The sequence below is a fragment of the Streptomyces sp. Y309 genome, assembly GCF_056712025.1.
In genome coordinates, this window is sequence record NZ_CM160048.1 from 2,036,722 (window position 1) to 2,059,821 (window position 23,100).

The following is a 23,100-nucleotide window of genomic DNA, read 5'->3' on the forward strand; positions in this document are numbered from 1 at the left end:
GAATTGAGTAGTCATATTCGTGACTAGGAGGCCACCCATGACGACCACATCCGCCACCGAGTCCGCGCACCGCTTCCGCGCCGCCGTCGAGAAGCGTGAACTCGCCGCTCTGGAGGAGCTGTTCACTCCGGACATCCGGTTCTACAGCCCGGTGAAGTTCCAGCCCTTCGAGGGGCGCGAGATGGTCATGGGGCTCTTCGGCGTACTGCTGCGCCTCTTCGAGAACTTCCGGTACGTCGGGTCCTACGAGGGCGCGGCGCAGACCAGCGCCGACGGCAGCGAGGCGCCGTCGGCGGTCCTGCTGTTCCGGACGACCGTGAGCGGCAAGGAGATCCACGGCATCGACCTGCTGCACTTCGACGAGGACGGCCGGATCAAGGAGTTCACGGTGATGGTGCGCCCGCAGTCGGCGGTCCAGGCGCTCGGCCGGGCCGTGCACGCGGGCCTGGTCGCCGACGGCCTGGTGCCGCCGCTCCCCGAGGAGGGGTGACACCAGGCGCGGTCCGGGGCCCTGGATCAGGCGGGCAGCGGCACGTCCAGGCGCGCCTTGCGGTGGCTGAACGTCGCGATGGAGTGCGGGCCGTGGTAGGCGCCGAGGCCGCTCTCACCGACGCCACCGAACGGCAGCTCGGGGACGGAGAGATGGGCCATCGGCAGGCCGAAGCCGAGCCCGCCCGACGAGGTCTCCGCGGCCAGCCGCTCACGGGTGCGGTCCGCGTCGGTGAAGGCGTACAGGGCCAGCGGCTTGTCCCGGTCGTTGATGAAGTCGATCGCCTCGTCGAGACCTTCGACCTCGACGATCGGCAGGACGGGGCCGAAGATCTCCTCCCGCATGACCGGCTCGTCGGGCCGCACCCCGGCGAGCACGGTCGGCGCGATGTACAACGCGCCGCGGTCCGTCTGACCGCCCGTCACCACGCGGCCCGAGCCGAGCAGCCCCGAAATCCGGTCGAAGTGCCGCTCGTTGACGATGCGTCCGTACGCGTCCGACGCCGCCGGGTCCGCCCCGTACTGCTCGGTGATCGCCTCCGTGAGCGCGGACTCAAGGGCGCGGGCGGTGGCGGGGTCGGTGAGGACGTAGTCGGGGGCGACGCAGGTCTGGCCGGCGTTGGCGAACTTGGCGCGGGCCAGGCGGCGGGCGACCTCGGTGGTGTCGACGCCCGCGTCCACGAACGCCGGTGACTTGCCGCCGAGTTCGAGGGTCACCGGGGTCAGGTGCTCGGCCGCGGCGCGCATGACGATGCGGCCCACGGTGCCGTTGCCGGTGTAGAAGATGTGGTCGAAGCGCTGGGCGAGCAGCGCCGTGGTCTCGGGCACGCCGCCCTCGACGACCGCCACGGCGTCCGTGTCCAGGTGGCGGGGCAGCAGCCGGGCAATCAACTCCGAGGTGGCGGGCGCCAGTTCGCTCGGCTTGACGACCACCGCGTTGCCCGCGGCGAGCGCCCCGGCGACCGGTACGAGGAGGAGCTGCGCGGGGTAGTTCCACGGCGCGACGACCAGGACGACGCCGAGCGGGTCGTACTGCGTGCCCGCGCTGGCGTGCTCCCCGAAGACGCCGCTGACGTCGACGGACTGCGGGCGCAGCCACTCCTGGAGGTGGTCGAGGGTGTGGTCGATCTCCTTGACGGTGAAGTCGACTTCGGCGCGGTAGGCCTCGGCGCGGGGCTTGCCCAGGTCCGCGTGGAGGGCGTCCGCGATGTCCTCGCGGTGCTCGGTGAGCATCTCCCGCAGCCGCGTGAGCTGCCGCTCGCGCCAGGCCAGGGGGCGGGTGCGGCCGCTGCGGAAGGTGGCGCGGAGGCGGGTCACGAGGGCGGCGGGGTCTTCGGGGGTGGCGCTGTCGTTCATGAGGTCCTCAGGAGTGTGGCTCGGGGGGTGGGGTGGGTGCCTGCCCGGGTGCGGGCAGGAGCCCGGTGAGCAGGGCGTCGGCGGCGGGGCGCAGCAGACGCGCCGCGTCGGGATGGGTTTCTAGGCCTATGACGAGGGCGAGGCAGATGTCGGCGGCGTCGGCGGGACGGGAGTTGCCGGAGCCGCGGGTCCCCGCCGCCGCGAACTGCTCCGTCAGCAGCTCCCGGATCCGCCCCGTGAACGCGTCGCAGATGTCGCCGGACAACCGCGCCTTGGCGTCGAGGAGTTCGGCGGTGTGCGGCGAACCGCCCACGAGGTCCAGGACCAGGTCGAGCTTGGCGGCCAGGATGCCGTGGATCCGCTCGGCGGGCGGCGCGTCGGACGCGGCGGCAGCGGCGGCCCGCTCGAGCGCCCGGTCGTGCAGGCGCCGGGTGAGCCGCCGGACCGCGTCGTCCTTGCCGCGTACGTACTGATAGACCGCCGACCGGGACACGCCCATCTCGCCCGCGATGTCGTCCACCGTGGTGCGCCGCACGCCGTACCTGCTCAGGCAGGTGTACGTCGCGTCGAGGACGTCGGTGAGCCGGTCGGTGGCCATGGGTTCAGCCCACCGCCTTGACGATCTCCGCGGCGAGCGGGGCGGCCGACGCCGGGTTCTGGCCGGTGTGGAGGTTGCCGTCGGCGACGACGTGCGGGGCCCACGGCTCGCCCTCCCGGAAGTCGACGCCGAGGGCGACGAGCCGGTCCTGGAGCAGCCACGGCGCGCGGTCGGCGAAGCCGGACTGGGCCTCCTCGGCGTTGGTGAACGCGGTCACGCGGCGGCCCGCGAAGGGCGATGCGCCCCCGTCGCGCGCGGTGGCGAGCAGCGCGGCGGGCCCGTGGCAGACGATGCCGAGCGGCTTGCCGGACGCGAGCGCCGCGGTGAGCAGGTCACCGGAGGCGGCGTTCACCGCGAGGTCCTCCATCGGGCCGTGGCCGCCCGGGTAGAACACGGCCGCGTAGTCGTCGAGCCGCACGTCCTCCAGCGCGAGCGGGTGCTTCAGGGCGGTGCTGCCGTCCAGGGCGGCGGCGATCGCGTCGGCGTTCTCCTGGCCGCCGTTCAGCTCGGGGGCGAGGCTCGCCGGGTCCATCGTCGGCACGACCCCGCCGGGCGTCGCGACCACCACGTCGTGCCCGGCGGCGGTGAAGGCCTCGTACGGGGCCGAGACCTCCTCGGCCCAGTAGCCGCTCGGGTGCGCGGTGCCGTCCGCCAGCGTCCATACCGCGGAGCCGGTCACCACCATCAGGATCTTCGCCATGTCGGTCCTCCTCCTTCGCTTCCCTTGCGTGTGCTCTGACGTTTCGTACGCAGAGTGTCAGCACGTCGATGACTTCGACGGTAGGCGCCCGAGCCATAGAGAACCAATAGGGTGTCCGGCATGCCCCATAGGAAAACCAATGGCAACGCCTCGCTGGACCTGTCCCTGCTGCGGACGTTCCTCGCCGTGCACCGGTCCGGTTCGTTCACGGGGGCGGCGCGGCTGCTCGGGCTCTCGCAGCCGACGGTGACGACGCAGATCCGCTCCCTGGAGCAGCAACTGGGCCGGGAGCTGTTCGAGCGGCGTCCGCGCGGCGCCGTCCCGACGTCCGTCGCCGACGAGCTCGCGACGCAGGTGGCGGCCCCGCTGGACGCGCTCGCCGCGGTCGTCGACCGCGGCCCGCTCGCCGCCGAGAAACGCCCGGACCCGGTCCACCTGGCGGGCCCCGCCGAGCTGCTGTGCACCCGGGTGCTGCCCGCGCTCGCGCCGCTCACCGACCGGGGGGTGCGCCTGCGGGTCACCCTGGGCCTCACCGACGACCTCCTCGACGGGCTGCGCGGCGGCCGCTTCGACCTGGTGATCTCCACGATGCGGCTGCGCGGGCGCACGCTGAGCGCGGTGCCGCTGGCGGACGAGGAGTTCGTGCTCGTGGCGTCGCCGGGCTGGGCGGAGCGGATCGGGCCCGCGCGGGTCGCGGCCGACGGGGCCGCCGCGCTGCGCGGGGTGCCGCTGATCGCGTACGCCGACGACCTGCCGATCGCCCGCCGGTACTGGTGGCACGTCTTCGGCGAGCGCCTGACCGAGCAGCCCGCGATGACGGTGCCCGATCTGCGCGGGGTCCTCGCGGCGGTCGTGGCCGGGGCGGGCGTCAGCGTGCTGCCGCGCTATCTGTGCCTCGACGAGCTGGCCTCGGGCGCGCTGGTGCCGCTGCTGCTGCCCGAGGATCCGCCGATCAACACGGGCTATCTCGCGCAGCGGCCGGGCGCGCCCGCCAATCCGCACGTCCTGCTCGTACGGGACCGGCTGCTGCGGGTCGCCCCGTCCTGGTGACGCTCGGCCGGACGATGGACTCCGTCACCTGCCCGGGGGCAGCCCGCATGCGGTGCGGGCCGACGCCACGTTGGCTCGTCGTCAGGCAGCACGGGCGTTTCCCAATTCCGGCGGCGCATGGGATGTACCGCCTCCCGTGCCGCCGGAGGGCAGACGCATGCGTACTACTCAGATATCTCTCCGCTCCGGACTCGCCGTCGCCGCCGTCGCGCTGCCGCTGGCACTGGCCGCCCCGTCGGCGGTCGCGGCATCGGGGATCAACGTGACCGCCAGTGGCTCGACCGTGACGGTCACCACGACCGCGTGCCCCAGTGGGGGCAAGGGGTCGCTGATGAGCGGCGGCAACGCCAGCTTCGCCTCGGGGCGGCAGGTGCAGCTCACCGGCGGCACCGCCTCCTGGCAGAACGTCAGTCCCGGCACCCACACGGTGGCGGTGATCTGCACGGACGGCTCGGCGGCGGGTTCGCAGACGATCACGGTCGGCGGTGCGACGCCGACGGTCTCGTCGACGTCGGCCCCCGCGCGCGGTGTGCGCGGCGGCTTCGGCGGCGCGGTCGAGGACTACGGCACGACCACGCTGGTCGCGGGCGGGGCCCTGGTGGCCGTGGCCGTGGCCGGCGGTGCGTGGTTCGTGCGGCGTCGCACGCTCCGCGTCCGCGGCCGGTTCTGACCCCGGCCGCCCACGGCCCGCGTCCGGCCCCGGCACATCCACCGGGACCGGGCCCGGGCCTTCGCACGTCCTTGGCAGGCGTACGGGCCCGGGCCTTCGCGCGCCCATACAGGCGTGCGGGCTCCGCCCTCTTGTCCCCTCCCCCTTCCCGTCCTACGGTCCTCCCAGCCGACGGGGAGGGACCTCCATGCCACGACCGCTCAGCGTTCAGCTCTACTCCGTACGTGACGAACTCGCCGCCGACCGCGCGGGGACGCTGGGCCGGCTCGCGGAGATGGGGTACGGCGCGGTGGAGGCGTTCGACGTCACCGCGGACGCCGTAGGGCTGCGGCGCGTCGCCGACGACCTCGGCCTCACCGTGTCCGGCGCGCACGTCGTGCAGCTGCTCACCGCCGCGCCGGAGCCCGTCCTCGACGCGGTCGCCGCGCTCGGCACCCCGCTAGCGATCGTCCCGGCCGGTTTCCCGCACGAGGACTTCACGTCGTACGAGGGCCTCGGCCGCGTCGCGGACCGCCTCAACTCCCTTGCGCGCGAGGCGGATCGGCATGGGCTGCGGCTCGGCTACCACAACCACTGGTGGGAGATCGAACCGCGGCTTGCGAGCCACGGCGGGCGGCACGCGATCGAGGTCCTCGCGGACCTCCTTGACCCCGCGGTGTTCCTGGAGGTCGACACGTACTGGGCCGCCGTCGGCGGCGCCGACGTGCCCGCGCTGCTCGACCGCCTCGGCACCCGCGTGGAGGCCCTGCACCTCAAGGACGGACCGGGCACGAAGGACGACCCGAACGTGGCGGTCGGCGGCGGCACCATGCCCGTCCCGGAGGTCCTCGCGGCGGCGCCCACCGCCTGGCGCGTGGTCGAGTTCGACGCGTGCGCGGGCGACCTCCTCGGCGAGCTAGCCGCCAGCCGCACCTACGTCAGCGCCCTGGACGCGGCGTGACCGCGGGCCCGGTGGGCGTCGCCGTCGTCGGCGCGGGCGTCATCAGCGCCGAGTACCTGCGCACGCTGAGCACCTTCCCCGACATCCGCCTCGTGGCCGTCGCCGACATCGCCCCGCAGCGGGCGGCCGCGGCGGCCCGCGCCCACGGCATCCCGCTCGCCGGTGACGTACCCACCGTCCTCGCCGAGCCGGACGTGGAGCTGGTCGTCAACCTGACCGTGCCCGCCGCCCACGCACGGGTCGCGGCGGCCGCGCTGCGGGCGGGCAAGCACGTGTACGGCGAGAAGCCGCTCACGCCGACGCCCAACGAGGCGGAGAAACTCGTCGCCGAGGCGTCCGAGCGCGGGCTGCTGCTCGGCGGCGCGCCGGACACGTTCCTGGGCGCGGGCCTGCAGTCGGCGATCCGGGCCGTCCGCGCGGGCCACATCGGCAGGCCGGTCGCGGCGACGACGGCGGTGCAGAGCCTCGGCCCCGAGTCCTGGCATCCGGACCCGGCGTTCTTCTACCAGCCGGGCGCGGGGCCACTGTTCGACCTCGGCCCCTACTATCTGACGGCTCTGGTGGCGCTGTTCGGCAGCGTGGCGCGGGTGGCCGCGACGGCGGCGCGGGCCCGGGAGCACCGCACGGTGGGCTCGGGCCCGAAGGCCGGGCAGTCATTCCCCGTGGACGTGCCGACGCACGTCGCCGCGCTGCTCGAGTTCGCGTCGGGCGCGAGCGCCAACTCGACGTTCAGCTTCGACAGTTCGCATCCCCGCATACGCTTCGAGATCACCGGCACGGAGGGCACGCTCGCCGTACCGGACCCGAACACGTTCCGCGGCCCGCTGCGGCTGCGCGCCAACGGCAGCGACGAGTGGCACGAGCTGCCCGTGCGCGGGCGTACGGACGGCCGCGGGCTCGGTGTCCTCGACATGGCGCGCACCATCCGTACGCAGGACACGCCCACCGTCCACAACGGTCTGAGCACCCACCGGGCCTCGGGTGCCCTCGCCTTCCATGTCCTCCAGACGATGACCGCGATCACGCAGTCCGCGGCCGTGGGGGCGTTCGTGCCGCTGCCCGCCCAGCTCGTGCCCCCGGCGCCGCTCCCGGAGGACTGGGACCCGACGGCGGCCACGCTCAACGGGGCCTAGGAATCGGCCAGTTCGTCCAGGGTCCGGGTGAGCCACTGCGTCCAGAACGTCTCCAGGTCGATCCCGGCCCGCAGCACCACGTGGCGCAGCCGGTCCTCGATCGCGTCCCGGCCCGGCGGGAAGTCCCGCCGCTCGATCTCCTCGTACTCCGCCAACTGCCGCTGGTGCAGGGCGAGATGGCGGCGCAGCTCGGCCTCGATGCCGTCCGTGCCGACGACGGCCGCGGCCCGCAGGCGCAGCAGCAGGGTGTCGCGCAGCGGCTTGGGGTCCTGGCGCGCGGCGGTCCAGCGGGCCAGTTCGGCGCGGCCCGCGGGCAGCACTTCGTAGTCCTTCTTCTGCCCGCGGGTGGCCTGCGCGGCGGGCAGCGCGCGGATGAGGCCGTCGCGCTCCAGTTTTCCCAGCTCGCGGTAGATCTGCTGGTGCGTGGCCGACCAGAAGTAGCCGATCGACCGGTCGAACCGGCGTGTCAGCTCCAGACCCGAGGACGGCTTCTCGAGCAGGGCGGTGAGGATCGCGTGCGGGAGGGACATGACGGCATCCTAGGGACGGCCGCGGGCGGGGTCGTCGCCGCGGGCCGGGTCGTCAGAGCGCGGCGGCCAGCTCCGTGCCCTGCTTGATGGCGCGCTTGGCGTCCAGTTCGGCGGCGACGTCGGCGCCCCCGATGAGATGGGCCGCGATCCCGGCGGCGATCAGCTCCTCGTAGAGACCGCGCCGGGGCTCCTGGCCGGCGCAGAGGACGACCGTGTCGACGGGGAGGGTGCGCTGTTCCTCGCCGACAGTGATGTGCAGGCCCTCGTCGTCGATGCGGTCGTAGGCCGCGCCCTTGACCATGGTGACGCCGCGGTGGCGCAGTTCGGCGCGGTGGATCCAGCCGGTCGTCTTGCCGAGGCCCTGGCCGACCTTGGACGTCTTGCGCTGCAGGAGGTGGACGGTGCGCGGCGGCGTCGGCCGTACGGGCTCGGTCAGGCCGCCGCGGCCGCGGTAGTCCATGTCGACGCCCCACTGCTTGAAGTACGTCGCCGGGTCCAGGCTCGCCTTGTCGCCGCTGTCCGTCAGATACTCCGCGACGTCGAAGCCGATGCCGCCCGCGCCGACGATCGCGACACGCTCGCCGACGGGCGCGCCGTCGCGCAGGACGTCCAGGTAGCTGACGACGCTCGGGTGGTCGACGCCCGGGATCTCGGGGGTGCGGGGCGTGACGCCGGTGGCCACGACCACCTCGTCGTAGCCGGTGGCGGCGAGGTGCTCCGCGGTCACCCACGTGTTCAACCGCACGTCGACACCGCGCAGTTCGAGCTGCGTACGGAAGTAGCGCAGCGTCTCGTCGAACTCCTCCTTGCCGGGGACCTTGCGGGCGATGTCGAGCTGGCCGCCGATCTGGGACGCGGCGTCGTACAGCGTCACGTCGTGGCCGCGCTCGGCGGCCGACACGGCGAAGGCGAGGCCGGCGGGGCCCGCGCCGACGACGCCGACGCGCTTCTTGCGGCGGGTCGGGGCGAGCACCAGCTCCGTCTCGTGGCAGGCCCGCGGGTTCACCAGGCAGGAGGTGATCTGCAGGTTGAAGGTGTGGTCGAGGCAGGCCTGGTTGCAGCCGATGCAGGTGTTGATGGCGTCCGACCGCTCGGCCGCCGCCTTGGCGACGAAGTCCGGGTCGGCGAGGAGCGGGCGCGCGAGGGAGACCATGTCGGCGGCGCCGTCCGCGAGCAACTGCTCGGCCAGTTCCGGGGTGTTGATGCGGTTGGTCGTGACCAGCGGCACCGACACCTCGCCCATGACCTTCTTCGTCACGAAGGTGTACGCGCCGCGCGGCACCGATGTGGCGATGGTCGGGATGCGTGCCTCGTGCCAGCCGATGCCGGTGTTGATGATCGTGGCGCCCGCGGCCTCGATCTCCTTCGCGAGGTGGACGACCTCGGCGAGCGTGGAGCCGCCGGGCACGAGGTCGAGCATCGACAGGCGGTAGATGATGATGAAGTCCGGGCCGAGGCGTTCGCGGGTGCGGCGGACGATCTCGACGGGGAAGCGGATGCGGTTCTCGTACGCGCCGCCCCAGCGGTCGGTGCGGCGGTTGGTCGGCGCCGCGATGAACTCGTTGATCAGGTAGCCCTCGGAGCCCATGACCTCGACGCCGTCGTAGCCCGCGAGCCGGGCAAGCTCGGCCGCGCGCACGAAGTCCTCGACGGTCTGCTCGACCTCGTCGTCCTCCAGGGCGCGCGGCGGGAAGGGGCTGATGGGCGCCTGGATCGCGCTCGGCGCGACGAGGCCCTCGTGGTAGGCGTACCGCCCGAAGTGCAGGATCTGCATCGCGATCCTGCCGCCCTCGCGGTGCACCGCCGCGGTGATCCCGGCGTGCTCCTCGGCCTCCGCCTCGGTGGTCAGCTTGGCGCCGCCGTCCCAGGGGCGGCCGGCCTCGTTGGGCGCGATGCCGCCGGTGACGATGAGGCCGACGCCGCCGCGCGCCCGCGTCGCGTAGAACTCGGCCATGCGCGCGAAGCCGTCCGGCGCCTCTTCCAGGCCCACGTGCATCGAGCCCATCAGGACCCGGTTGGGGAGGGTCGTGAAGCCCAGGTCGAGCGGGCTGAGCAGGTGCGGGTAGCGGCTCACGGAGCTCATCGGGGCGGCCTCTTTCGTCCACGTACGCCAGGGCGACGGCGGGGCAGGTGTTCGTCGTCACCACAGTTGTAAGGCAGCTCCCGACTTTATGCAACTAGTTGCACAACGGTTCACGGACCATACTGGTCGGGCCCCGACCACCCACGGAACGATTCCATGGCCAAGAACAGCGCTTCCTCGACCACCGCCCCCGCCACCGCGTGGCTCGCGCGCGGGCGCCACCTCGGGCCCGAGCCCGAGCAGGACGCCCGGCGCAACCTGATCGCCCTCAAGGCGGCCGGGGTGCTCGACGACTTCCAGGACCTCGACCCCGTCGAGGCGGCCCGCTCCACGGTCCTGCATCCCCGGGACGAGACCGCCGACCCCGGCCCGTCGGCCCGCCGCCTCTTCGAGGCCCGCTGGCGCGTGGCCGACGACGTCACGGTGCGCGCCCAGCTGACGACGTACGACACCGGGCCCCGCCGCAAGGAGGGCGAGGGCGTCACCTGGGTCCTCGCCGCCGAGGCGGAGCAGGTGTGGGACGCGCACTGGCCCTCGCCCGCCACGATGTTCTGGCCCGACAGCGACCGGGTCGCCTGGGACCACGACACGGCGGCGGACGTGCGCCTGCGGACGACGAACCACCTGCCGAAGGACGACGACGAGCTGCGCCGGCGGCTGCGGGACTGCACGCGGGACAGCTGGTTCATCCACGTCGTGGTGCACGAGGCGATGACGCCGGACACGAAGGGTCAGCAGCCGGTCTCGGCGTTCCTGCCGCCGGGGCTGCGGCACCGGGTCGTCGAGCACCGGGGCACACCGGAACAGGCGCAGATCGCCGACTTCGCGATGAAGCGGGAGCTGAGCGCCCGGATGCCGCGCGGCGGCGCCGTCATCCTGCCCACGGAACCGCGGGGCCCGGAGGACGACGCGGAGCGCTTCACCGTACGCAGCGTGTTCCTTGACGGCTCGGAGCCGACCGAACTCCTAGACAGGATCAAGGAGTTCGCCGCGCTGCCGCGGCCGCTGCCGGCTGACGCCGAGCGTGCCCTGACCCGGCTGCGGCAGGGCTGGCACCTGCTCACCCCGGACGAGGAGCTGGCCCACGCGCAGGGGATGGTGACCAAGTACGCCGAGGCCCTCGACGCCATGACGAAGTCCCGCGACCTGTACCGGGAGGCGGCCGAGGCGGCGAACGCCGCGCTGGCCGAGGTGACCGGCGGCAAGGGCGCGTCCGGGGCGGCCGCCCCGGGGTCGGGCAGGGCGGAGGGCTCGCCGCTGAGCGCCCTCACGAAGGCGTTCGGCCGCTTCCGGGACCCGAAGAAGTAGCTCCCGGGCCGACGGGCACGTACGACACGTAGGACGGGCACGTACGACGTGTAAGAGTCGCCGCGCGCGGCCGGGGCTCGCTCAGAGCAGGTCCAGGATCTGCTGGACGGTGAGGTCCTCGATGCCGGGGTCGGGGGGCGGTGGTGGCTCCTCCAGTGCCTCGACGCGCTCGCGGTGCCGGGCCGCGACCACGCGGAGGGCGGCCAGGGTCACGTGGGAGGGATCCTGCGTCGGCAGGCCGGCGGACTGTTCGCCGGTGAGCCATTCCACCGCCGGAACGCCGAGTTCGGTGGTGACGTGGCCGGTCCGCTCGTCCGGCGGGCGGGCCGGGATCAGGACGTGGTCGGTGGGGAGCCGCCCCTGGTGGACCGTCTCGCCCCACACGAGGACGGCATAGGACCGGTCAGCAAGCTCGTCGCCGTAGCTGTAGCGCACGCCGGGGAAGGTCCAGCCCTCCTCCTCGTGGAACCGGGTGCGGAGCCGATCCGTCTCGTCGACCGCGGTGCCGCCGAGCGCGGAGTCGAAGAAGCGCCCCACGTCCCGGGTCACCAGGATCCTGAGCGGCACCTTGCGGAGGTGTGCGGACTCGGCGGCGGCCCGCCAGCGCAGCGCCTCGTAGCTGTTCCCGGACGCCTCGGCGAGGCCGGCGAGTTCCTCCAGGATCTCGTGCTCCAGTTCCGCGTGCGGAATCTGCCGGGCGAGCGAGCGGGCGGCCCGGAGGCACGCGTCGGCGCGGTGGGGGGCGTGGTCGGCGCGGTGGGCGGCGGCGAGCTCGCGCAGCGTGCCGACGGCCAGGGTGCGCCCCTGGTAGGTCCGGTCGGCTGGATCGAGCCGGAGCCGGGCCAGGGCGGTGAGCTGTTCGACGGCGGCCCGGTGGTCGTGGTTGCCGCGGGCGGCCTCGGCCAGCAGCCCGCGGATCTCGCCCTCCTGCCAGTGCCCGGCCGCCGTCGCGGCCAGCGCCTCGGCCAGGGGCGGCCCGGCCGCCGCGAACCGCTCCGCGCCGAGCAGCAGCCTGCCGAGCTGGAGGAGCCACGGGACGCGGGCCTCCGGGTCCGGCTCGAGGTCGAGGACGCGACGCAGGGCCGTCTCGCGCTCGTCGACCAGACCGCCGAGCCCCTCGGCCGCGGCGCAGAACGACTCCCAGGCACGGCGTTCCCGTGGGGCGAGGCCCTGGATGCGGGCCAGGGAAGCCGCCTCGCGGGACATTTCGAGCACCGCGCCCACCTCGTCCGCGTCGCTCTCGGCCGCCACGTCGTACGGTTCGAGGGCCGCGAGGAGCAGGTCGACGCGGTACGTCGGGGAGCGGAACTCCTGCTGGCGCAGCAGCTGTTCCTGGAGCAGCCGGTCGGCGCCCTTCTTGTCGCCGAGACGCCTGTGGCACTGCACACCCCCGCTCAGCGCCGCGAGCTCACTCGCCTCGTCGTGCAGGTCGGAAGCCTTGTGGGAGGCAATCGCGTAGTGCCGCTCGGCGTCTTCGTAGGCGCCGCGGTGCAGGGCGATGCTTCCGCGCAGCAGGTCGAGGCCGACGTCGAGACGTGCGTAGTTCAGGGTCCGGTTGAGCGCGTCGATCTTGTCTGCGAGCTGCTCCGCCTGGTCCACCTCTCCGAGGTCCAGCCAGTTGCGCGCCGCGTCGAGCAGGACCACGGCGGCGTTGCGGGGCTGCCCGAGCTGCTCGTACACCGCGAGGATGGCGGCCAGTTCCCCCTCGGCCGCGCGGTAGTCGCCGCGGTCGAGGAGCACCGCGCACACCCGGTCGAACCTGACGGCGTTGGCATGGCCGCCGCCGTCCCGGATGGTCCGGGCGATGCCCTCGGCCTCGTCCAGCAGGGCGGTGATCGTGGCGTGTTGGGTCCGGTCGCCGGTCATGGCGAGGATGCGTGCCAGGGTGCGCAGCGCGAAGACGAGGACGGGCTGGATCCCGCCGTGCCCGCGGGCGAGTTCGATGGACTCCGCCAGCATGTCCCTGCGCAAGGTGTCCGGTGTGTTCGGCAGGTGGAAGGTGAACTCGCAGACGGCCGTCGCCAGCGTCTCGGCCCGATCACGGTCCGTCTCGGGCGGGAAGTTCGTCAGCGCGTCGTCGAAGAAGCGGATGGCGTCGCTGACATGGCCGAGTTCGCTCTCCGCGGCGGCGAGGACGCGGTAGAGCCGGTGCTCGGGGGCGCGCGTGAGGATCTGGTGGCAGAGCGCGGCGACTTCGCCGTAGCGGCCGTACGTGTCGTGGATCTCGGCGAGGGCCACGGTGGCGTCCACGGCGAGGCCGCTCCTGCCTCCCTCCAGGGCGAGCCGCCGCACCTCCTGCAGCAGCGGCTCGTCGAGGCGTCGTACGTCCGGCTCGTCCAGGAAGTCCCCCAGCTCGGCCGCGAGCGCGGCCGCGCACCGGGCCGCCGCGCGGTGTGCCACGTCGTCGTGCGCCGCGAGCCGCCCGCGCAGCAGCAGCGGGACGACGAACCGCGGCGATCCGTCCCGCCAGGTGCGCTCCAGGAGGTTCAACCCGGCCAGTCTGTCGGCGTGTTCGAGGGCTTGCGCCGCCGGTTCGTCGGTGAGTCGGGCGAGCGCCCCGCACGGCACGGGAGTGCGGTACGGCGCCGCGGCCCGCAGCAGTCGTGTGCTCGACGGGGAGACCTTCGACAGCAGCAGGGGCAACGCGATGTCGGCGTCCAGCATGCGGTCGCGGGTCTCACGCATGCGTACGCGCAGCAGGTCGTCGCCGACGTCGATGCCCTGGCTCGCCGCCCCGAACAGGCTCTCCAGCAGGCGCGGATTGCCGCCGGCGGCCTCACGGATGGCGTCGATCCGCTCCGGCGTGAGGTCGCCCGCCGGATGATCCGCGGCAAGCCGGTCGAGCTGCCGGTCGATGAGCCGGCCGATCTCCTCGTCGCGCGGCGGGGCCAGCGTGATGGTGCCGAAGCCGTCGGTGCACGGCAGGCGCAGCGGGTATCTGCTGGTGACGACGGTGCGATGGCCGCTGTGCGCCGGTGCCAGGGCGGTGACGAGCTGGGTCAGCACGGTGACGGCCTCCGGCCGGGGAACCGGCCGCTCGCCCGCCATGGCGATGTCGGTGACCGTCTTCTTGTCCGGCCGGAAGCTCGACTCGAACTCGTCCAGCCAGAACAGCAGTTGGCCCGGGCAGCGGGCGAAGGCCGTGGGAAGCCGCGCCATGAAGGACGGGCCGGTGCCCGCGCCCTCCAGCACGTCCGCGAGCCGCTGATCGGCCATGAGGACCCGCCGGAGGTAGTCCTCGGTGAGGTGCTCGTCCCCCAGCCGCAGGACGACGAGGTGGAACTGGTCCCCGAGGCGCTGGCAGACCCGGCCCACCAGCGTCGTCTTGCCGATGCCGCCCATGCCCTGCACCACGAGTCCGGGCCGGGCGTCGGCGGCGTCCCCGAAGGGGGCCAGCATCCGGATGGCCCGCTGCACCTGGCGCCGGCGGCCGACGAACCGCAGCGGATCGGGGTAGGTGGGCTCGGCCTTGCCCGGGGTGCGCGCGGCGACCACCATGGCGTCCCTGGGCCTGCGGGCCGTGCCGCGCCTGCTTGCGGGTTCGACGAGCGGCCCCGGCGGGTCGCCCCGCAGGTACATGCGCAGCAGATGCCAGTAGGGCACCTCGGTGTTCATCTCGGCGTACGTCTTGGCGAGTGCCGTGGTCGGTGAGACGCCCCGGGCCAGCCACCGGTAGAAGACCGCGGCCGCCCGCGTCGCCGCGCTGTCGGCCACGGGCCGCCCCCAGCCGAGCACCACGGGCACGGTCCCGCGTGCGAGCTCTTCCGCGAGCGAGGCCACGGCGCCCGTGTCGGCGGCCTCACCCGTGCGGCAGCCGGACAGGAACAACACCCGGGCCCGGCCCGCGAGACAGCGGTGCAGGTCCTCGGCTCCGGCCTGCCGGGGCCTGCCCATCCGGTCCTCGGTCAGGAACTTGGGCCCGTCGTCGGCGTGCACGGCGTGACCCGTGAGGTGTACGACGTCGACGTCGCCCTCGGCGTGGTTGTGGACCCGCTCCTCCAGCTCGTCGAGGTCGCCCGACTCCTCGACCTCCAGGTCGATGCCCTGCCGCCGGGTCGCCTCCCAGATCCTGCCCTGCTCCGCGTCGTAGTCGAGCGGGCTCTCGGTGTCCGGGGCCAGGTCGGGTGCGCAGGCCATGAACACGATCCGCAGGGAGCGCGCGGCGGGCGGGCGGACCGGCGATGTGTCGGGCACACGGCGCACCGGGATGACGGGAAAGGGGGCGGTGACGACGAACGTCCGGCCGTCGTGGAGGAGTTCCCACGGAAGATGGGCGAAGCGGGCGGCCTCGTGTCCGACGTCGATCCTGAGGACGAGGACGCCCCACTCGCCGGCCGTCCGCTCGGTGTACGCGGACAGCAGCCGCTGCGGTGTGTCGATGAGGGCGTACAGCTCCCGGCCGTACGCGACGAGGGCCTCGAGCCGGCGGGCGCGCTCCTCGGCGTCGGCGGGCAGTTCGGCGTAGTAGTCCGTCTCCGCGCGGTCGATCCGCTCCTGGACGTCCGGCAGGGCGACGTCGACGGGAGGCGGCGCGTGCCCGCCGGGGCCGGGGCCGTTCCCGTTGCCGTACTCCTGCCCGTAGTCGTAGTGGAGGCGTATGGAATCGGGCCGCGTCTGATCGATGCGGACGCTGATGAAACGCTCCATGCGGTCTGCCCCGTCGATCGAGCCTGTGCGCCGTCCGGACCGGCGCGCTATCCGCTGCCGCGGGAGGATTCGGGGCCGGATTCCGGGTCGGAACGCAGGCCGGAATCCCAATCGGCATCGGCATCCGAATCGGCATCAGGATTGGAATCGGTATCGGGATCGGAATCCGGATCTGCGGACGACGACGCCTGCCGGAAGAGCCGCTCCAGTTCCTCCGGACCCAGGTTGTCCAGGAGCAGCCTGCGGTCTCCGACCACCACGACGATCCGCTCGACCGAACGGCTCGCTCCCCGCGCCGCGCCGTCACGCCAGCTACGGCACCAGCGCACCATCTGGTCGGCCAGCGCCGCGGACCCCGCCATGATGCCGATGATCGCGGCGGCGGTGCTCAGCGGGTCCTTGTGGCCCTTCGCGGTGACGGACTCCGTGAGGCGGGCGGCTCCTTGGGAAAGGGCCACCAACTCCGCCGCTGCCCGCCCGGCGTCACGCCCCTGGACATGTATCTGCACCGTGTCCCCCGCCCTCCCCGCGCCGAACGCTCCGTATTGTCCCGGGCGCGAACTGGCGGAGAGAAGCGGAACGACGACGTAGAAAACCTACGGATGGGCGGGGTGACTTGGCGGCGTCCCGCATGCTGTCCGTCGAACACATCGGGAAACAGGAAAGGGGAGGTGGCCGGTCATGGCCTCGCTCATGCGTGCCGTTGTCGTCGACGCGCCCGGGGGTCCGGAGGTGCTGCGGCTGACGCGGCTGCCCCGGCCGTCGGCGCGACCCGGCTGGGTCGTCGTCGAGGTGGGCGGGTTCGGGGTGAACCGCTCGGAGATGTTCACGCGACAGGGGCACTCGCCGTCGGTGGAGTTCCCGCGCGTGCTCGGCATCGAGTGCGTCGGGACCGTCGTCGATTCCGCCGAGCCGCACCTGCCCGCGGGCACGGTCGTCGCGGCCTGCATGGGTGAGATGGGGCGTGCCTACGACGGGAGTTACGCGGAGTACGTCGCGCTGCCCGCCCGGCAGGTCATGCCCGTGCGCACCGGACTCGACTGGGCCACGCTCGCCGCCGTGCCCGAGACGTTCCTCACCGCGCACGGCTCGCTGCGGGCGCTCGGCCTGCCGCCCGGGGCGCGGCTCGTCGTGCGCGGGGCGAGCTCCGCGCTGGGGCTCGCCGCGGTCGCCCTCGCCCGTGACGCCGGGCTGCGCGTCGCGGGGACCACGCGGCGCGCGGAGCGGTCCGACGGGCTGCGGCGGCTCGGGGTGCCGGACGTGCTCGTGGACGGCGGGGAGCTGGGGGCGGTGGTGCGGGAGCTGTGGCCCGAGGGCGCGGACGGGGTGCTCGATCTGGTCGGGGGCGTGTCCGTCGTCGACTCTCTGCGGGCCCTCTCGCCGGGCGGGATCGTCTGTAACGCCGGGATCCTCTCCGGCACGTGGACCATCCCCGACTTCGAGCCGCTCACGGCGATTCCCTCAGGGGCACGGCTCACTGCTTACAGCAGTACGACGGTGACGGCGGCGAACAGCGCGGAGGTGTTGCAGGAGTTGGTGGACGGCGTCGCCGCCGGGCGGTTCTCGCCGGTCGTGGACCGGGTGCTCGGCCTTGAGGACCTCGTGGAGGCGCATCGGGTGCTGGAGGGGAGCGGGGCGCTGGGGAAGGTGGTGGTGGTACCGGCGCGGCGGTGAGGTGCCGCTGCGCGGGGCCTTCCCCAAGGTCGGCCCCTTCGACCGTCCGCAGCTCGGCGGCCGGCTCACCCGCCCGGACGAGTTCGACGCTCTCGTGCGGTGACGGTTCGACCGGGCCATCCGGTCCATGGGCGACATGCACGAGCTGGCCAAGGGGGCCCGTGAACACCGCAAGACGCTCGTCTTCGCCGAGGGCATCGGCAACAACGACCACCAGGCGGTGACTCATGACCTCATGTGTTGAGTGCAGCGAGGCAGCAACTCGGCGCGGACGCTGCGATGTTCGCGGAAGGGCGCATCAAGACCGTCCCGCGGTTCGCTCTCGCCGTTCACGCGGCAGGAGCCGCTCGAGGCGGCGGCACGATGCGGCGGCGGGGCTCCGCAGACGGATACAGGAACGCGGGCAGGGGGCGGTTCGAGTCCGCCCGCCCCGCTCGCCCTCGGTGACGAGAGCACGGACGACAACGTTCAACCGCTCTGCCGTCCGTGCCACAAGCACAAGGCTCGTGATGATTTCGGGGCGAAGCCGATGCCGTTCCAGTACTCCAGCCGTAGTTCGTGATCTCGATGGTGAGGGCGCCGAGGAGACAGGTGGCCAGTGTCGATCATCTGGACGAGATCGACCACGCCATCGGGGGGCGTTGTCCGCCTACTCGAGTTCACCGAGACGTACGTAGGGCGTCCTTTATCTCGCTGAGCTTCGCGGTTGTCGCCGGGGCCCACTCTTTCGCCTGTCCGCCGAGGCGGAGGGCCTCCTCGATCTCGCTGAGCTTCGCGGAGGACAGGACGGCTGCCCGCTCGATCAGGTCGTCCCGGGACACGGTGGTCAGCCACGTGCAGGGGGTGAAGCCTGGACGCGGGGATGCGAACCGCAGTACGCCTTCAAAGGGCAGTCCTTCCATGGCGCCTACTTGCACTTCGACGCCCAGACCGCTGATGTCGACGCCCGCCGGCGCGACGACCTGCATCGCCCGGATCCCGGACGCGTCGTCTGCCGACAGCAGTACGACCAGCCGCCGCTCGTCGAACTCGACCCACCAGACTTCGCCACGCTGCACATGTCCTCCTGACGCAGGACGGCAGACGAACGCTGCACGACCCTGACGCGCTGTGGAGACGAGCAGGTCACAGCTTAGACCCTGCCCGCTGACAGGAGGCGTTCGAGGGCCTGATGAGCCGGATCGCAGGCCGGTTCACCCGAGTCGAACCCCGGCGCAGGGCCGGACGGTTGGTGCTCGGGTTGCTGTCGGACCTGCCGCGTAAGAACTGCTGGACCATCGCCGAGTGGTCCGGGGAGGCCACCGCGGACGGCATGCAACACCTGCTCGGGCGGGCCAAGTGGGACGCCGACCAGGTCCGCGACGACGTACGCGGCTACGTGGTGGAGCACCTGCACGACGACCAGGCGGTTCTGGTGGTCGACGAGACCGGCGACGTGAAGAAGGGCACCGGCACGGTCGGCGTCCAGGGTCCACCGCGGCGTGCCCGCGCCAGCGACCAAGCCGGAGCTGGCCGCTCGCATGGTCGCCCGGTTCCTGGACGCTGGGCGCCGGGCCGCCTGGGTCGCCGGTGACGAGGTTTACGGCGGCAACCCGACGCTGCGAACCGCGCTGGAGGAACGCGGCACCGGCTACGTCCTCGCGGTGGCCTGCTCGCACGAAGTCACCACCGGCGCCGGGCAGTTCCGCGCGGACGCCCTGGCCAAAGAGGTGCCCAAGCGGGCCTGGCAGAAGCTGTCCGCAGGGGCCGGAGCCAAGGGCCACCGCTTCTACGACTGGGCCGTCATCGACCTCGTCGACCCCCGGCCCGGAAGTCGCCAGTTGCTCATCCGCCGAAACCGCAGCACCGGCGAACTCGCCTACTACCGCTGCTACTCACCCGCACCGGTGCCGCCGACCACCCTGGTGCGCGTCGCTGGATCAAGGTGGCGGGTGGAGGAGTTCCTCCAGTCCGGCAAGGGCCTGGCCGCCCTGGACGAGCACCAGGTCCGCCGCTACCCGTCCTGGTCCCGCTGGGTCACCCTGGCCATGCTCGCCCACGCCTTCCTGGCCGTCGTCCGCGCGGACGAACACGCCCACCACCCCGCACTCGACGCCCTCATACCGCTCACCTGCAACGAGATCCAACGACTGTTCATCACGCTCGTCGTCCAACCCGTCCACGACGCCGTCCACCGGCTCGGCTGGTCCGACTGGCGACGCCGCCACCAGGCCCGATCCCAGGCCGGCCACTACCGACGACAAGCCACTCAGGCATGAAGATCACGAACTACGGCTGGAGTACTAGCAGCGGCGATTATGGGCGCTGGCCACCAGGCTGGGCCGCCGCTCCCCCGCAGACAAGCTGGTTGATGACCGGGAACGGGAGCGGACACTTGGCCGCCGTGCCGGCTCGCAGGCTTCCGGTTTCGGCGCTGGCGGGTACGACGAGGACTCCAAGGAACGCGACGGCTCCGAGGGCTGCCCCGGCCAACGCGCGCACATGCGCCGATCACCCGAACGAGGGTGTATCGAAACACCGCCCCGTACGGACCCTGACCAGGTCCGCACGCGAGCGGGATCAACTACTCCGTATCAAGGGACCTGATCGACCTGAGGCGATCACGGTTGCGCGTAGGCACACGTAGAAGTGTTGATTGCGCAGTTGAGATGATCCGTTGGCGAACTCCGGGCACCTTAGGTGAACGGCTGGCGCACACCAGCACGGGCGATCCTTCCGCGACGCCCTTCACGCCCCTAACCCGTGGTGCGTGCTGTGTGGTCGAGCGGCGAACGTCGCGGACCACTTTCCGTTGAGCCGACGTGAGTTGGCCGCAAGGGGCGCGAGCCGGGCGCGGGCTGGATTCGGTCGGGCTCGCGGCTCAGGGCCGACTCGGACTCCCCTCCGGTGTGCTCAGCTGTGCTCAGCGAGGGGCGGTACCGCCCGGGGGCTCTGCTCCCAGGAGGGCGAGCAGCCCGGGGAATCTCTTCTCGATGTCCGCGCGTCGCAGTCGGATGCCCTTGCGGTTGCCGTAGTCGATCTCGTCAATGAGACCTGCCTCGCGCAGGACGCGGAAGTGGTGGGTCTGGGTCTGCTTCGAGATCGGAAGATCGAACGAGTTGCAGCCCCGCTCGTTGTCGCTGCGATCGGCGGCCAACTGCGTCATCACCGAACGACGGTGCTCGTCGGCGAGGGCGCGAAACACCGCACCCAGATCGAGCGCATCGGCCTCCGGGCCGACCAGGTTCTTCCCGGTCACGCGGCACTCCTTTCAGGTACGACTTGAATCGTACCTGAAGGCTGTGCTCCACTGAGGTACGAAATCTTTCGTACCTGGTCGGGTTGCGCTGCCCCGTGCCGCCGCGCCCTGAGACCCGGCCCCGGCACTCGCCGGGGACCTGGTGATCGACACTCCGAGAGGTCATCGTCATGAAGAAGCCCGAGGTGCTGATAGTCGGTGCCGGAATCGCAGGGCCCGCACTCGCGTACTGGCTCTCCCGGAATGGCTACCGGCCGACGGTCGTCGAACATGCCCGGCAGCTGCGCTCGGGTGGTAGCGCGATCGTCGTGAAGGGGCCCGCCATCCCGGTCGCCGACCGCATGGGCATCCTCCCGCAGCTCCGCGGGCTTGCCACCCGCAATCGGTCACTGACCCTGCTCGACCCCGGCGGCAGGCGAATCCTGCAACTCCCGCTCACCTCGGACGAGGCGCCGACGGTCGAGGTGACCCGAGCCGACCTGTCCGAGGTGCTCCACCGGTCGGCGCAGACCGAGGCCGAGTTCTTGTTCGACGACACGGTCACCGCTCTCGACCAGGACGGAGGTGGGGTCGACGTCACCTTCCGGCGGTCCGCGCCACGGCGCTTCGACTTGGTGGTCGGTGCCGACGGGATGCACTCCACCGTACGGCGCCTGGTATTCGGACCCGAGCGGCAGTTCGCGAGCGACCTGGGCCTGTACGGCGCGACCGTGCCGCTGGAACCCGACGCCATCGAGGACCCGAGCGAGATGACGATGCTGACCGTGCCGAACCGGATGCTGGTCGTCCACCCCTCGCGGACCACTCCGCTCGCGATCTTCACCTTCCGGGCCGCACAGCCGGCGCCCCACGACCGCAAGAACATCGCCCTTCACAAGCAGACCGTGGCCGACGCCTACGCCGACGTGCGGTGGCGGGCACCGGAGCTCGTGGCGGCGTTCCTCGACCACCCGGCTCCGTTCTTCGACCCCCTGACCACCGTCCGGGTGCCCTCGTGGTCCCGCGGACGGGTCGTACTGCTCGGGGACGCGGCGGCGGCGACAGCCCTGCTGGGCGACGGGTCCAGCATGGCGATGGCGGGCGCGTACGCCCTCGCAGAAGAGCTCGCCGCCCATCCCGGTGATCACGCCCGCGCCTTCGCCGCCTACGAGTGGCGGCTCCGCCGTGAGGTAGGCCCGCGGCAGCGACGCGTCGGCCTGCTCTCCAGGCTCATGGTGCCCCGCACCCGGCCGGGCCTCGCGGTGCGCAACGCCGTGGGCCGCGCGGTCGGTCGCACGAACCGGATCGCCTCCCGTGAAGCCGCGAACCGGTAGACCGAGCCCGCACCGACCGGTCACCGGTCGGTGCGCAGCTCCCCTGTAGCTCCCAACCGGGTCCGCGCCTCCATGTCCGACGAGCCCGGCTCGGCGTGGCAGGTCATCGCCGATGCGGCAGGTCGACTGCTGTCGGCCTCACCCACCGTTCCCGGCGCTCGCCACGACACGGGTGCTGCCGGTGACTACGCCGCTTCGCCGGGAAGGCGATGTTCACCTACCGCTACAGCTACGCCCCCCGCAAGTGGCAGAACCTCCTGCTGAAGGCAGGCTTCACGACCGCCGAAACGAAGATCCTCAACGTTCCCCCTGTCGACGACGGCGCGTAGGCCTCGGTCGCCGGCGTGGCGGTTTCGCCAGATGATGGAGCAGCGGATCATGCTGCCCTGTTCCTTGTGGCCGGCGTGGTCGGTGCCGTCGAGGGTGAAGTGCGCAGGGCGGTGAACGGGCCTCGATGCGGTTCAGCCAGGAACTGTTGGTCGGGGTGCAGGCGATCTCGACGTTGTCGGCCGCGGCCCAGGTCCCGACCCGCTGGCACCTCTTCGTGGTCAGCTGCGGGGGAGAAGTTGTCACGGACGATCGCGATCCCATCGTCGGCGGGTAGAGGGTGCGCAGGGCCCCGCAGGCCCTCGTGGCTGATGTCGTCGACCACCCCCTCGGCGACCAGGACGGCGCGTCACCTCACCGCAGCACAAGGGCCGCTGATGCGGCGCTAGCCGAGATTCAGAACCTCATCGTCCGCGTGCGTGCCGAACTCGGCGACGCGCACCTCCGCGATGTGCTCGTACCGGCTGATCCGGTCGGTCCACTCCGCGTCGACGCCGAACGCCACCTGCGCGAAGCCCACCCGCCTGACGGCCTCGGCCAGGCCCGGATCGCCAGGGGCCAGCAGCCGCACCGGCGCGTCCAGCGCCACGGTGTGCGGCGGCACGAAGTACTCGTCCGGCACAACGGTGCGCGCATGCACGAGCGCGCCGACAGCGACAACCGAGCCGGCCCCCAACCGTGCGCCCTGCAGGACCGTCGCCGCCGTCGCCACATAGACGCACCTGCCGGCCTCGCAGCCCAGCAGCGTGGCATGCGGCCCCACGAAGACGTGGTCGCCGACAAGCACCGGCTGATCGCCGGCGACCGCAGACCCGCGCAACACCGCGTTCTCGCAGATCACCGCCGCCTCCCCGACCTCGATCCGAGCCCCCTCGGCATCGAGCACCGCACCGTACATCACCCGCGCCCTCGGCCCCACGCGGACATCACCGACGAGCGTGGCCGTCGGGGCGACGTACGCGGTGGGATGGACCTGCGGTTCACACCCCCGGTGCCGGATGCGGATTCCCCGCGCTTCAGCGATCATGAGCGGATTCTCGGCCG

General features: G+C 72.5%; 18 protein-coding genes and 4 pseudogenes. 11 read left to right on the plus strand and 11 right to left on the minus strand.

Going from position 1 to position 23,100, the window contains the following annotated elements; translation table 11 throughout:
- The first annotated feature begins 37 nt into the window (after positions 1–37).
- Positions 38–490 carry a nuclear transport factor 2 family protein gene (locus tag AC0KTA_RS07435; RefSeq protein ID WP_481054315.1) on the plus strand — a complete coding sequence of 151 codons (453 nt, stop codon included), beginning with the start codon at positions 38–40 and terminating at the stop codon, positions 488–490.
- 26 nt (positions 491–516) lie between these two features.
- Here the strand turns inward: AC0KTA_RS07435 and AC0KTA_RS07440 are convergent, their stop codons facing one another.
- From AC0KTA_RS07440 to AC0KTA_RS07450, 3 genes are read right to left on the minus strand one after another with little or no spacing between them, the layout of a single operon-like run.
- The gene (locus AC0KTA_RS07440) at positions 517–1,845 is read right to left on the minus strand and encodes an aldehyde dehydrogenase family protein (protein ID WP_481054316.1); all 1,329 of its coding nucleotides are present in this window, start codon (positions 1,843–1,845) and stop codon (positions 517–519) included.
- Between the two features lie 7 nt (positions 1,846–1,852).
- Positions 1,853–2,443, minus strand: coding sequence for a TetR/AcrR family transcriptional regulator (locus tag AC0KTA_RS07445; RefSeq protein ID WP_481054317.1), 591 nt, complete (start codon positions 2,441–2,443; stop codon positions 1,853–1,855).
- A 4-nt stretch (positions 2,444–2,447) separates the two neighbouring features.
- The gene (locus AC0KTA_RS07450; RefSeq protein ID WP_481054318.1) at positions 2,448–3,143 is read right to left on the minus strand and encodes a type 1 glutamine amidotransferase domain-containing protein; all 696 of its coding nucleotides are present in this window, start codon (positions 3,141–3,143) and stop codon (positions 2,448–2,450) included.
- A gap of 120 nt (positions 3,144–3,263) precedes the next feature.
- Here AC0KTA_RS07450 and AC0KTA_RS07455 point away from each other — a divergent pair, with 120 nt between their 5' ends.
- The 4 genes from AC0KTA_RS07455 (at position 3,264) to AC0KTA_RS07470 (ending at position 6,936) form a co-directional block, all read left to right on the plus strand.
- The gene (locus tag AC0KTA_RS07455) at positions 3,264–4,193 is read left to right on the plus strand and encodes a LysR family transcriptional regulator (protein WP_481054319.1); all 930 of its coding nucleotides are present in this window, start codon (positions 3,264–3,266) and stop codon (positions 4,191–4,193) included.
- A gap of 157 nt (positions 4,194–4,350) precedes the next feature.
- Positions 4,351–4,863, plus strand: a complete 513-nt coding sequence (locus AC0KTA_RS07460; RefSeq protein ID WP_481054320.1) for a hypothetical protein — start codon at positions 4,351–4,353, stop codon at positions 4,861–4,863.
- A 187-nt stretch (positions 4,864–5,050) separates the two neighbouring features.
- Positions 5,051–5,803 (plus strand): sugar phosphate isomerase/epimerase family protein, encoded by a 753-nt coding sequence (locus AC0KTA_RS07465; RefSeq protein WP_481054321.1) that lies wholly within the window; start codon positions 5,051–5,053, stop codon positions 5,801–5,803.
- Positions 5,800–6,936, plus strand: a complete 1,137-nt coding sequence (locus AC0KTA_RS07470) for a Gfo/Idh/MocA family protein (RefSeq protein ID WP_481054322.1) — start codon at positions 5,800–5,802, stop codon at positions 6,934–6,936. Before AC0KTA_RS07465 ends, AC0KTA_RS07470 begins: the two co-directional genes overlap by 4 nt.
- On the opposite strand, the gene AC0KTA_RS07475 is transcribed toward AC0KTA_RS07470, so the two are convergent.
- Positions 6,933–7,466, minus strand: a complete 534-nt coding sequence (locus AC0KTA_RS07475) for a PadR family transcriptional regulator (RefSeq protein WP_481054323.1) — start codon at positions 7,464–7,466, stop codon at positions 6,933–6,935. The two genes, AC0KTA_RS07470 and AC0KTA_RS07475, sit on opposite strands and share 4 nt — an antisense overlap.
- A 52-nt stretch (positions 7,467–7,518) precedes the next feature.
- The gene (locus AC0KTA_RS07480; RefSeq protein WP_481056343.1) at positions 7,519–9,540 is read right to left on the minus strand and encodes a 2,4-dienoyl-CoA reductase FMN-binding domain-containing protein; all 2,022 of its coding nucleotides are present in this window, start codon (positions 9,538–9,540) and stop codon (positions 7,519–7,521) included.
- A gap of 165 nt (positions 9,541–9,705) precedes the next feature.
- Between AC0KTA_RS07480 and AC0KTA_RS07485 the strand changes: the two genes are divergently transcribed.
- The gene (locus AC0KTA_RS07485; RefSeq protein WP_481054324.1) at positions 9,706–10,857 is read left to right on the plus strand and encodes a hypothetical protein; all 1,152 of its coding nucleotides are present in this window, start codon (positions 9,706–9,708) and stop codon (positions 10,855–10,857) included.
- 81 nt (positions 10,858–10,938) lie between these two features.
- Here AC0KTA_RS07485 and AC0KTA_RS07490 read toward each other — a convergent pair whose 3' ends face one another.
- Together AC0KTA_RS07490 and AC0KTA_RS07495 are read right to left on the minus strand one after the other, a co-directional pair.
- Positions 10,939–15,504, minus strand: coding sequence for a CHAT domain-containing protein (locus AC0KTA_RS07490; RefSeq protein WP_481054325.1), 4,566 nt, complete (start codon positions 15,502–15,504; stop codon positions 10,939–10,941).
- A gap of 47 nt (positions 15,505–15,551) precedes the next feature.
- Positions 15,552–15,962 (minus strand): hypothetical protein, encoded by a 411-nt coding sequence (locus AC0KTA_RS07495; RefSeq protein ID WP_481054326.1) that lies wholly within the window; start codon positions 15,960–15,962, stop codon positions 15,552–15,554.
- 223 nt (positions 15,963–16,185) lie between these two features.
- Here AC0KTA_RS07495 and AC0KTA_RS07500 point away from each other — a divergent pair, with 223 nt between their 5' ends.
- A complete protein-coding gene (locus tag AC0KTA_RS07500; RefSeq protein ID WP_481054327.1) occupies positions 16,186–17,178 on the plus strand; it encodes a zinc-binding dehydrogenase in 993 nt (330 codons plus the stop codon).
- 659 nt (positions 17,179–17,837) lie between these two features.
- Here the strand turns inward: AC0KTA_RS07500 and AC0KTA_RS07505 are convergent.
- Positions 17,838–18,236 carry a type II toxin-antitoxin system PemK/MazF family toxin gene (locus tag AC0KTA_RS07505; protein WP_481054328.1) on the minus strand — a complete coding sequence of 133 codons (399 nt, stop codon included), beginning with the start codon at positions 18,234–18,236 and terminating at the stop codon, positions 17,838–17,840.
- Between the two features lie 113 nt (positions 18,237–18,349).
- Here AC0KTA_RS07505 and AC0KTA_RS07510 point away from each other — a divergent pair.
- Positions 18,350–19,436: pseudogene (locus AC0KTA_RS07510) on the plus strand (IS701 family transposase).
- Positions 19,437–20,080: 644 nt separating this feature from the next.
- On the opposite strand, the gene AC0KTA_RS07515 reads toward AC0KTA_RS07510, so the two are convergent.
- Positions 20,081–20,416, minus strand: coding sequence for an ArsR/SmtB family transcription factor (locus AC0KTA_RS07515; protein ID WP_481054329.1), 336 nt, complete (start codon positions 20,414–20,416; stop codon positions 20,081–20,083).
- A gap of 170 nt (positions 20,417–20,586) precedes the next feature.
- Here AC0KTA_RS07515 and AC0KTA_RS07520 point away from each other — a divergent pair, with 170 nt between their 5' ends.
- From AC0KTA_RS07520 to AC0KTA_RS07530, 3 genes and pseudogenes are all read left to right on the plus strand, one after another.
- Positions 20,587–21,729: an FAD-dependent monooxygenase gene (locus AC0KTA_RS07520; protein ID WP_481054330.1), complete on the plus strand. Its 1,143-nt coding sequence runs from the start codon at positions 20,587–20,589 to the stop codon at positions 21,727–21,729.
- Between the two features lie 99 nt (positions 21,730–21,828).
- Positions 21,829–21,909: pseudogene (locus tag AC0KTA_RS07525) on the plus strand (IS5/IS1182 family transposase); the annotation flags it as partial.
- 14 nt (positions 21,910–21,923) lie between these two features.
- Positions 21,924–22,058 (plus strand): annotated as a pseudogene (locus AC0KTA_RS07530) (SAM-dependent methyltransferase); the annotation flags it as partial.
- Here AC0KTA_RS07530 and AC0KTA_RS07535 read toward each other — a convergent pair.
- A pseudogene (locus AC0KTA_RS07535) lies at positions 22,029–22,353 on the minus strand (IS630 family transposase); the annotation flags it as partial. The pseudogenes AC0KTA_RS07530 and AC0KTA_RS07535 overlap by 30 nt on opposite strands.
- An 88-nt stretch (positions 22,354–22,441) precedes the next feature.
- Positions 22,442–23,083 carry a gamma carbonic anhydrase family protein gene (locus AC0KTA_RS07540; protein WP_481054331.1) on the minus strand — a complete coding sequence of 214 codons (642 nt, stop codon included), beginning with the start codon at positions 23,081–23,083 and terminating at the stop codon, positions 22,442–22,444.
- Between the last annotated feature and the right edge of the window lie 17 nt (positions 23,084–23,100).

Bases quoted from the DNA above. Each gene is read 5' to 3' on its own strand.
- AC0KTA_RS07440 (WP_481054316.1), bottom strand. From the start codon at position 1,845: ATGAACGACAGCGCCACCCCCGAAGACCCCGCCGCCCTCGTGACCCGC.
- AC0KTA_RS07445 (WP_481054317.1), bottom strand. From the start codon at position 2,443: ATGGCCACCGACCGGCTCACCGACGTCCTCGACGCGACGTACACCTGC.
- AC0KTA_RS07450 (WP_481054318.1), bottom strand. From the start codon at position 3,143: ATGGCGAAGATCCTGATGGTGGTGACCGGCTCCGCGGTATGGACGCTG.
- AC0KTA_RS07435 (WP_481054315.1), top strand. From the start codon at position 38: ATGACGACCACATCCGCCACCGAGTCCGCGCACCGCTTCCGCGCCGCC.
- AC0KTA_RS07485 (WP_481054324.1), top strand. From the start codon at position 9,706: ATGGCCAAGAACAGCGCTTCCTCGACCACCGCCCCCGCCACCGCGTGG.
- AC0KTA_RS07520 (WP_481054330.1), top strand. From the start codon at position 20,587: ATGAAGAAGCCCGAGGTGCTGATAGTCGGTGCCGGAATCGCAGGGCCC.
- AC0KTA_RS07460 (WP_481054320.1), top strand. From the start codon at position 4,351: ATGCGTACTACTCAGATATCTCTCCGCTCCGGACTCGCCGTCGCCGCC.
- AC0KTA_RS07540 (WP_481054331.1), bottom strand. From the start codon at position 23,083: ATGATCGCTGAAGCGCGGGGAATCCGCATCCGGCACCGGGGGTGTGAA.
- AC0KTA_RS07465 (WP_481054321.1), top strand. From the start codon at position 5,051: ATGCCACGACCGCTCAGCGTTCAGCTCTACTCCGTACGTGACGAACTC.
- AC0KTA_RS07500 (WP_481054327.1), top strand. From the start codon at position 16,186: ATGGCCTCGCTCATGCGTGCCGTTGTCGTCGACGCGCCCGGGGGTCCG.
- AC0KTA_RS07455 (WP_481054319.1), top strand. From the start codon at position 3,264: ATGCCCCATAGGAAAACCAATGGCAACGCCTCGCTGGACCTGTCCCTG.
- AC0KTA_RS07490 (WP_481054325.1), bottom strand. From the start codon at position 15,504: ATGGAGCGTTTCATCAGCGTCCGCATCGATCAGACGCGGCCCGATTCC.
- AC0KTA_RS07475 (WP_481054323.1), bottom strand. From the start codon at position 7,466: ATGTCCCTCCCGCACGCGATCCTCACCGCCCTGCTCGAGAAGCCGTCC.